This window comes from Streptomyces sp. (assembly GCF_031178505.1).
Classification (GTDB): Bacteria; Actinomycetota; Actinomycetes; order Streptomycetales; family Streptomycetaceae; genus Streptomyces; species Streptomyces gulbargensis.
The window spans coordinates 1-8,177 of the sequence record NZ_JAPSIW010000271.1 but is presented as its reverse complement, the minus strand read 5'-3'; the positions used below and the strand labels follow the sequence as shown (position 1 = coordinate 8,177).

Sequence of the window (8,177 nt, the reverse complement as noted above, 5' to 3'; positions counted from 1 at the left end):
CCCCGGATCGGGGCGAGCGAGGAGGTGTGCCGTGCGGTGGCCGCCTTCCACGAACGGTATGTGATCCCGGGGAGCTGCCCGGCCGACGAACTCCAGGTGGTGACGTCATGACCGAGATCGACACCGACACCGATGCCGGGGCCGATGCGGGGACAGGGACCGGTCGCGGCGGCGGAGCCCCGTTCGCGGCGGCGGGCGCCGGTCCCGAGGCCCTGCGGCGGCGGGCCGTGGACGCCCTCACGGCGGCGCGGGAGCGGACCGCGCTGCTGACCTCCTGCGTGGAGGACGGCGAACTCACCGCCCAGCACTCCCCCTTGATGTCGCCGCTCGTGTGGGATCTGGCGCACATCGGCAACCAGGAGGAGCAGTGGCTGTGGCGGGCGGTCGCCGGGCGGGAGGCGCTGCGGCCCGAGATCGACTCGCTGTACGACGCCTTCGAGCATCCGCGGGCGACCCGGCCGTCGCTGCCGCTGCTGCCGCCGCGCGAGGCCCGCGCCTACGCCGCCGACGTGCGGACGCGGGTGCTGGACGTCCTGGAGGCGACGGCGCTGGAAGGGCGGCCCCTGCTGGCGGACGGGTTCGCCTTCGGCATGGTCGCGCAGCATGAACAGCAGCACGACGAGACGATGCTGATCACCCATCAGCTGCGTAAGGGACCGGCCGCGCTGACGGCTCCCGAGCCGCCGGACAGCCGGACGGGGGCGCTCCCGGCCGAGGTGCTCGTACCGGGCGGGCCGTTCACCATGGGCACCTCGGACGAGCCGTGGGCGCTGGACAACGAGCGTCCGGCGCACCACCGGGTCGTGCCGGCTTTCCACATCGACACCGTGCCCGTCACCAACGGCGCCTATCAGGCCTTCATCGCCGACGGCGGGTACACGGACCCGCGCTGGTGGCATCCGGAGGGCTGGGAGCAGATCCGGAAGCACGGGATCGGGGCGCCGCTGTTCTGGCACCGGGAGGGCGGGCAGTGGCTGCGCCGCCGGTTCGGGGTGACGGAGCCGGTGCCCGAGGAGGAGCCGGTGCTGCACGTGAGCTGGTACGAGGCGGACGCGTACGCGCGATGGGCGGGCCGAAGGCTGCCGACCGAGGCGGAGTGGGAGAAGGCCGCCCGGCACGACCCGGTGTCCGGGCGTTCGCGCCGCTACCCGTGGGGCGACTCGGACCCGGGGCCGCGGCACGCGAACCTGGGACAGCGGCACCTGCGGCCGGCTCCCGCCGGAAGCTACCCGGAGGGCGCCTCGGCCCTGGGCGTGCGGCAGCTCATCGGCGACGTGTGGGAGTGGACGGCCAGCGACTTCCTGCCGTACCCGGGCTTCCGCGCCTTCCCGTACAAGGAGTACTCGGAGGTGTTCTTCGGCCCCGGCCACAAGGTGCTGAGGGGCGGCTCGTTCGCGGTGGACGCGGTGGCGTGCCGGGGCACCTTCCGCAACTGGGACCTGCCGGTGCGGCGCCAGATCTTCTCCGGCTTCCGTACCGCGCGCTCCGCGGAGCTGGACTGATGTGCCGTCATCTCGCCTACGTGGGGCCGCCGGTGGCGCTGGGCGAGCTGCTGCTGCTTCCGGAGCACGGTCTGCTGCGGCAGGCGTGGGCGCCACGGACGCAGAGCAGCGGCGTGGTGAACGCGGACGGTTTCGGCGTGGGCTGGTACGCGGACGGGGACCCGGTCCCCGCCCGGTACCGGCGGACCGGGCCCATCTGGGGCGACCTGTCCTTCGCCGACCTGGGCCGGGTGGTACGGAGCGGGGCGCTGCTCGGCGCCGTGCGGGGGGCCACGCTGCCGGGCGCGGACGGGGAGGCGGCGGCGGCGCCGTTCGCCTCGGGCCCGTGGCTGTTCAGCCACAACGGTGCCGTGCCGGGCTGGCCGGGGGCGCTGACCGGGCTCGCGGCGACACTGCCGGCCGGGGAGCTGCTCGCCCTGGAGGCGCGGACCGACTCGGCACTGCTGTGGGCGCTGGTGCTGCACCGGCTGCGGGCCGGCGACGCGCCGGGGGACGCCCTGGCCGACACCGTGCGCGAGGTGGCCGGGGCGGCACCCGACGCCCGGCTGAACCTGCTCCTGACCGACGGTTCCGCGATCGCGGCGACGGCCTGGCGGAACAGCCTCTGGTATCTGACGGGCCCCGGCCGGGTGGCCGTGGCCTCCGAACCGTACGACGACGACCCGCGGTGGCGCGAGGTGCCCGACCGGACCCTCGTCACCGCGACCCGTACCGACGTCGTCCTCACCCCGCTCAAGGAGCCGTCCGCGTGAGCCCGTTCCAGCTGACCCGTACCCTCGCCCCCGACGCCGCGAGCGCCGATCTCCGCGCGGACGTCCTGCACGGGCTGACCCGCACGCCGAAGGAGCTGCCGCCCAAGTGGTTCTACGACGCCCGGGGCAGCGAGCTGTTCGAGGAGATCACCCGGCTCCCGGAGTACTACCCGACGCGGGCGGAGCGGGAGATCCTCGCCGCCCGGGCGCCGGAGATCGCCGCCGCGACGGGGGCGCGGACCCTGGTGGAGCTCGGTTCGGGCTCCTCGGAGAAGACCCGTTTCCTGATCGACGCGCTGCTGCCCGGGCTCGACGCGTACGTGCCGGTGGACGTGAGCGAGTCGGCGCTGACCGGAGCGGCCGAGGCGCTCCTGGCCGAGCGTCCCGGACTCCGGGTGCACGCGCTGGTCGCGGACTTCACCCGGGGTCTCGCCCTGCCGGGCACCGAGGGGCCCCGGCTCGTGGCGTTCCTCGGCGGCACGATCGGCAATCTGCTCCCCGCCGAGCGGCGGACCTTCCTCCGCTCGGTCCGGGCGATGCTGACGCCCGGTGACGCGCTGCTGCTCGGCACGGACCTGGTGAAGGACGAGGCGACGCTGGTGGCCGCGTACGACGACGCGGCCGGGGTGACGGCGGCGTTCAACAAGAACGTGCTGGCGGTCATCGACCGTGAGCTGGGCGGGGACGCGGATCCCGCCGACTTCGCGCACGTGGCGGTGTGGGACCCGGAGCGGGAGTGGATCGAGATGCGGCTGCGCGCCCGGCACGCGCTGGCCGTGAAGATCCGGGACCTGGACCTGGTCGTGCCGTTCGAGGAGGGTGAGGAGGTGCGGACGGAGGTGTCCGCGAAGTTCCGTCAGGAGGGGGTCAGGGACGAACTGGCCGCGGCCGGACTCGAACTGGCCCGCTGGTGGACGGACGAGAAGGGCAGGTTCGCGCTGTCGCTGGCCACGGCGCGCTGAGCGGCGGCGGCCAGGGCCCGGCGGTCCCGGTACCGTCCGCCGGGCAGGGGGTCGGGGAGGCGGACGTCGGCGGTGAGCCGGCGGGTGGTCACGATCCGCCAGAGCGAGGCGCCCAGCGGGTCGTCCCCGACGTACGCCGCCGCGTGCGTGGGCCGGTAGTCGAGCCGTACGGGCTGGACGTCGGTTCCGGCGTCCAGGGCGGCCTGGAACGCGGCGGGGCGGAACCGTCCCGCCGCCCGGCCGCACCAGGTCGAGCCCTCCGGGAAGACGACCACCCGCCCGCCGCCGGCGAGGACGTCGGTCATCGCCCGTACGGTGCCGGGCAGGCTCCGCAGGCGGTTCCGGTCGATGAAGAGGGTGCCGCCGAGCGCGGCGAGCGTACCGAGCACGGGCCAGCCGCGGACTTCCCGCTTGGCCACCATGCGGCCGGGCAGGACGGCGGCCACGAGCGGGACGTCGAGCCAGGAGACGTGGTTGGCGACGACGAGGAGCGGACCGGCGTCCCGGGCGGGCGCCTTGGGGAAACGGACCAGGACGCCGAAGGCGCGGAGCACCGCGCGGACCCAGAGGCGTACGAGGGCGTGCCGGGCGTCCGCCGGGAGCGGGGCCGCCGCCGGTGCGAGCAGGATGCCGAACAGGACGGTGCCGATCCCCGCGGCGAGCCGGAGCACGGCCCGCGCCACGGGGACGCGGCCCTCCGGCTCCGTACCGTCCGAGGGGTGGGCGGCGCAGCGGTCACCGGGGGTGCAGGGCGCCGTGGGGAGCCACGGCGAGGGGGCCGGGGACCCGCTCACCGGGCCGGGGCGAGCGAGAGGAAGTGGCGGAGGTAGCGCGGGTTGGTCCGGCGCAGCGACAGCAGGACGTAGAGGTCGGCGACGCCGAAGTCGGGGTCGTGGGCGGGGGCGCCGCAGACCCACGCGCCGAGCCGGAGGTAGCCGCGCAGCAGCGGGGGCAGTTCGGTGCGGCCCTCGGGCCGGGCGACGCCCTCGGGGCTCCACAGTTTGCGCGGGGTGACCCAGTACTCCTCCGGGGCGAGGTGCTTCTCCTTCACGGCGTCCCAGGTGGCGGCGGCGAGCGCGCCCCCGTCGGCGAGCGGGATCGAGCAGCAGCCGGCGAGCCAGTTGTGGCGGGTGCGGGTCATGTAGCGGGCGAGGCCGGCCCAGATGAGGGCGATGACGGCGCCGTTGCGGTGGGCGGGGTGGACGCAGGAGCGCCCGACTTCCACGAGGTCGGGGCGGACGGGCGCGAGCCTGCCGAGGTCGAACTCGGTCTCGGAGTAGAGGCGTCCGGCCACGGCGGCCCGCTCGGGCGGCAGGATCCGGTAGGTGCCGACGACCTCTCCGGTGTCCTCGACCCGGACGAGCAGGTGGTCGCAGTAGGCGTCGAAGGCGTCGGTGTCGAGGCCCGGTTCGGGTCCGTCGAGGCGGGCGCCCATCTCCCCTGCGAAGACGAGGTGCCGCAGCCGCTGGGCGGCGCGGACGTCCTCCTGCCGGGTGGCGAGTCCGACGACGTACCGGGGCGCCGGCTCCGCCGTCCGGCCTCCGGCGGCCCCGGCCTGCGCGGGGAACGGCGCTCCGGCCGGCACGGGGACGGCGGGCACGGTCACGGACCGGTCCGGGCCGGCGGGAGCGGCGAGCGGCTGGGCGGGGACGGCGGGAAGGGGGGCCGGCCGGGTGGGGGCGGCCGGCGCTGACGGCGGGACGGGCATGTCGGGCTCCTCCGGCGTGCGGATACGGAAGCGGGTGCGGTGCGGGGCCGCGAGCGGCGCCGGTCCCGCACTCCCACTTCTTCCGTGGCCGGCTGGATTCGACATGACCGTCCGGAGGATCGCGGATGTGCGAACGCTGAATGCTATTCGGCGAGCGTCTCCGTGATGGCCCGGGACGCCTCGCGCGCGGCCTCCACCGGGTCCTCGCCCCGGAGGACGGCCGTCATGTACGGCTTGATGGGGTTGTCGGCCTCGACGTCGGCCCACTGGGGAGAGTTGGGGGTGGCGCGGCCCCGGGCCGCCGCGCGCGCCATCACGGCGGTCGCCTCCTGGCCGGAGACGGCCCCGGCCAGGGACTTCTTGTTGGGTACGTAGCCCATCGCGCGGGCGAGTTCGGTCTGCCAGCGTTCGCCGGCGAGGGCCTTGACGACCTCCAGGGCCGGCCCCTTGTCGGGCGCGTTGTCCGGGATGACGAGGTCGGAGCCGCCGGTGAAGACCGCGCAGGGCCTGCCGGGCTCCTCACCGGGGATCGGGAAGTAGCCGAGCTCGCTCTCCAGGGCCGGGTTGGCCTTGAGGATGGCGGGCACGTTGTTGGGCGTCGCGATGATCTGGGCCACGTCTCCCCGGGCGAAGACACCGGTCTGCGGCGGGTTCTGCTCGTCCGCGTCCTTGGGGCCGCGCCCGAGGGACTGGAGCTCCTTGTAGACCGCCATGCCGCGCCGGGCCGCCGGGCTGTCGAGGGCGCCGGTCCACATCCCGCCCTTGTCGACGGCCAGTTCGCCGCCCTCGTCCCAGACGAAGCCGGCGAGGGTGTACCAGTCCTGTCCGGCGAGGTAGATGCCCTGGACGCCGTCGCGGTTGAGCTTGCGGGTGTCGGCGAGCCACTCGGCGCGGGTGGCGGGCGGTGCGTCGATGCCGGCCTTCTCGAACAGTCCCTTGTGGTAGATGACGATGCGGTTGGCCGCGTACCAGGGGATGCCGTACTGGGAGCCGTCGATGCTGCCGGGCTCGGCGAGGCCGGGCAGCCAGTCCTCCCGGCCGAGGTCGCGGATCGACTCCAGTGTCAGGTCGAAGAGGTGGCCGGTGTCCGCGTACCGGGCGACCTGGGTGTTGCCGACCTCGATGACGTCCGGTCCGCCGGGCCCCTCGATGGCCTCGGTGACCTTCTTGCCGATGCCGGTCCAGTCCTGGACGGTGACCCGGATGTCGACGCCCTCGTGCTCGGCCTCGTACGTCTCGGTGAACTTCGTCAGGAACTGCTCGCTCACGCTGTCCCGCATGAGCCAGAGGTCGACCGTCCTGGTCCGGCTCCCACCGCCCGGCAGCATGCCGCAGCCGGTGAGGGCGAGTGCGGTGAGGGCTGCCAGGGGGCAGGCGAGAGGGCGGTTCTTCACGGCGGTCACCTTCTGCGGGCCGGCACGGGCGGACGTGCGGCATGGGGGCTGACCCGACGTGGGGGGACGAACGCGGTGTTCGCGCGGGTGTGTGGCCTGGATTCTGGTCTGGACCAACGAGGTGGTCAAGTCCTGGACCGGTCCGTACCGGACGATCCGCGTCCCTACCGACGGGTAGGGACCTCTCGGGGCGTCGGCCGCCTCCGGGCGGAGCCGTACGGACGGCTCTCGCCCGGCCTCCCCCGGCGTGCGCGGGCAGGTGGACGGGAGGCCGGCCCGGCCGGAGCCGCCGTGTCGCGCGCCGCTCCGGCCTGGGGCACGGTGGAGGGAACGCACGAGAGGAGCCCGGCCCCCATGTCGAACCACACCTACCGCGTCACCGAGATCGTCGGCACCTCCACCGAGGGCCTGGACCACGCCATCCGCAACGGGATCGAGCGGGCCGCGCAGACCCTGCGCGGTCTCGACTGGTTCGAGGTCACGCAGATCCGCGGCCATCTGGTCGACGGCTCGGTCGAGCACTTCCAGGTCGGTCTGAAGGTCGGCTTCCGCCTGGAGGAGGGCGAGTGACGCGCGTACGCCGCCGCGCCCGGGACTGACGGCGGCCGGGGCCCCGCGTACGGGCCGACACGCCCTCCGTCCGTACGCCGCCCCGGCCCGCGCGGGTCGTCACACGGCCCGTACGGCCCCCCTCAGGTCCTGCCCTCCCGCTCCTGCGCGTCCTTCAGCTCCACGGACGGGGTCGCCCAGCGGGCGCGCACGACGGTGAAGCCCGCCGCCTCGGCCGCGTCGCAGACCAGGTCGTCGTCGTCCACCAGCATCCGCACCTCCCTGCCCTCCGCGAACCCGCGCAGCAGCTCGACCTTGGTCACCCGGGCGGGCCTGAAGTCACGGTTGCGCCGCATGTGGATCGCGCCCTCCGGCAGGCCGTGCCCGGCGAGCCACCGCTCGGTGTCGCGGCGGCAGCGCTCCGGCCGCCCGGTGAGGTAGACGATCTCGCACTCCTGAGCCGTACGGAGGCAGAGGTCCACCCCCTCGTCGAGCGGCGGATCGTCGGGCGCCGCCGCGAAGAAGGCGTCCCAGTCGCGGGGCCGCCGCTCCAGGAAGTGCTGGCGGTGGGCGGTCGCGGCGAGGGTGTTGTCGAGGTCGAAGACGGCCAGCGGCCGCGGGTCGCGTGTCACCGTCCCAGCCTGCCACGGGCCGTGCCGCCGCACGGCGCGGCCGCCCCGGGAATCCCGGCCCGCTCCCGGCGTTGAAGCATGGTGTGAGCAGCTTCGCGAGTGACCTCCCCGGCGCCGTCCGTCTCTCGGTCCTCGACCGCTCCCGTGTCCGGGAGGGCGAGGAGCCGGGGCGGGCGCTGCGCGAGACCGTCCGGCTGGCCCAGGAGGTGGAGGCCCTCGGCTACCACCGCTTCTGGGTGTCGGAGCACCACGGCGTGCCCGGGGTGGCCGGTTCGGCGCCGACGGTGCTCGCCGCCGCCGTGGCGGCGGCCACGTCGACGGTGCGGGTGGGCACGGGCGGGGTGATGCTGCCCAACCACCGGCCGTTCGTGGTGGCCGAGCAGTTCGGGGTCCTGGAGTCCCTCTTCCCCGGGCGGATCGACATGGGGGTGGGGCGCTCGCTGGGCTTCACCGACGGTGTGCGGCGGGCGCTCGGGCACGACAAGGAGGAGGCCGGGCGGTTCGGTGAGCAGCTGGCCGAGCTCCTCGGCTGGTTCACCGGCGGGCAGACGGCCCATCCGGGGGTGCACGCGCGGCCGGCGGAGGGGCTGCGGGTCCCGCCGTTCGTGCTGGCCATGGGCGAGGGGGCCGCCATCGCCGCCGAGGCCGGGCTCCCCCTGGTCATCGGGGACCTGCGGG

The 8,177-nt window shown here is 75.0% G+C and carries 9 protein-coding genes; 5 read left to right on the top strand and 4 right to left on the bottom strand.

The genetic code is table 11. The annotated features are described in order from the left end of the window. Positions 1 to 107: 107 nt before the first annotated feature. From egtB to egtD, 3 genes are read left to right on the top strand one after another with little or no spacing between them, the layout of a single operon-like run. Positions 108 to 1,502, top strand: coding sequence for an ergothioneine biosynthesis protein EgtB (egtB, locus tag RIF68_RS18820; RefSeq protein ID WP_309052443.1), 1,395 nt, complete (start codon positions 108 to 110; stop codon positions 1,500 to 1,502). Next, positions 1,502 to 2,254 carry an ergothioneine biosynthesis protein EgtC gene (egtC, locus tag RIF68_RS18815; protein ID WP_309052442.1) on the top strand — a complete coding sequence of 251 codons (753 nt, stop codon included), beginning with the start codon at positions 1,502 to 1,504 and terminating at the stop codon, positions 2,252 to 2,254. Before egtB ends, egtC begins: the two co-directional genes overlap by 1 nt. After that, positions 2,251 to 3,216, top strand: a complete 966-nt coding sequence (gene egtD, locus RIF68_RS18810) for an L-histidine N(alpha)-methyltransferase (protein ID WP_309052441.1) — start codon at positions 2,251 to 2,253, stop codon at positions 3,214 to 3,216. The genes egtC and egtD overlap by 4 nt, the downstream gene beginning before the upstream one ends. Here egtD and RIF68_RS18805 read toward each other — a convergent pair. From RIF68_RS18805 to RIF68_RS18795, 3 genes are all read right to left on the bottom strand, one after another. Then, positions 3,111 to 4,010: a lysophospholipid acyltransferase family protein gene (locus RIF68_RS18805; protein ID WP_309052440.1), complete on the bottom strand. Its 900-nt coding sequence runs from the start codon at positions 4,008 to 4,010 to the stop codon at positions 3,111 to 3,113. The two genes, egtD and RIF68_RS18805, sit on opposite strands and share 106 nt — an antisense overlap. Continuing rightward, on the bottom strand, positions 4,007 to 4,924 hold the full coding sequence (locus RIF68_RS18800) for a GNAT family N-acyltransferase (protein ID WP_309052439.1): 918 nt from the start codon (positions 4,922 to 4,924) through the stop codon (positions 4,007 to 4,009). Before RIF68_RS18800 ends, RIF68_RS18805 begins: the two co-directional genes overlap by 4 nt. A gap of 143 nt (positions 4,925 to 5,067) precedes the next feature. Continuing rightward, a complete protein-coding gene (locus RIF68_RS18795) occupies positions 5,068 to 6,318 on the bottom strand; it encodes an extracellular solute-binding protein (protein ID WP_309052438.1) in 1,251 nt (416 codons plus the stop codon). A gap of 354 nt (positions 6,319 to 6,672) precedes the next feature. Here RIF68_RS18795 and RIF68_RS18790 point away from each other — a divergent pair, with 354 nt between their 5' ends. After that, on the top strand, positions 6,673 to 6,888 hold the full coding sequence (locus tag RIF68_RS18790; protein WP_309052437.1) for a dodecin: 216 nt from the start codon (positions 6,673 to 6,675) through the stop codon (positions 6,886 to 6,888). Positions 6,889 to 7,010: 122 nt separating this feature from the next. On the opposite strand, the gene RIF68_RS18785 is transcribed toward RIF68_RS18790, so the two are convergent. After that, the gene (locus tag RIF68_RS18785) at positions 7,011 to 7,499 is read right to left on the bottom strand and encodes a hypothetical protein (RefSeq protein WP_309052436.1); all 489 of its coding nucleotides are present in this window, start codon (positions 7,497 to 7,499) and stop codon (positions 7,011 to 7,013) included. Between the two features lie 83 nt (positions 7,500 to 7,582). Here RIF68_RS18785 and RIF68_RS18780 point away from each other — a divergent pair. Next, on the top strand, positions 7,583 to 8,177 hold a 595-nt coding region (locus RIF68_RS18780), incomplete at its 3' end, for an MsnO8 family LLM class oxidoreductase (protein WP_309052435.1).

Bases quoted from the DNA above. Each gene is read 5' to 3' on its own strand.
- egtB (WP_309052443.1), top strand. From the start codon at position 108: ATGACCGAGATCGACACCGACACCGATGCCGGGGCCGATGCGGGGACA.
- egtC (WP_309052442.1), top strand. From the start codon at position 1,502: ATGTGCCGTCATCTCGCCTACGTGGGGCCGCCGGTGGCGCTGGGCGAG.
- RIF68_RS18800 (WP_309052439.1), bottom strand. From the start codon at position 4,924: ATGCCCGTCCCGCCGTCAGCGCCGGCCGCCCCCACCCGGCCGGCCCCC.
- RIF68_RS18790 (WP_309052437.1), top strand. From the start codon at position 6,673: ATGTCGAACCACACCTACCGCGTCACCGAGATCGTCGGCACCTCCACC.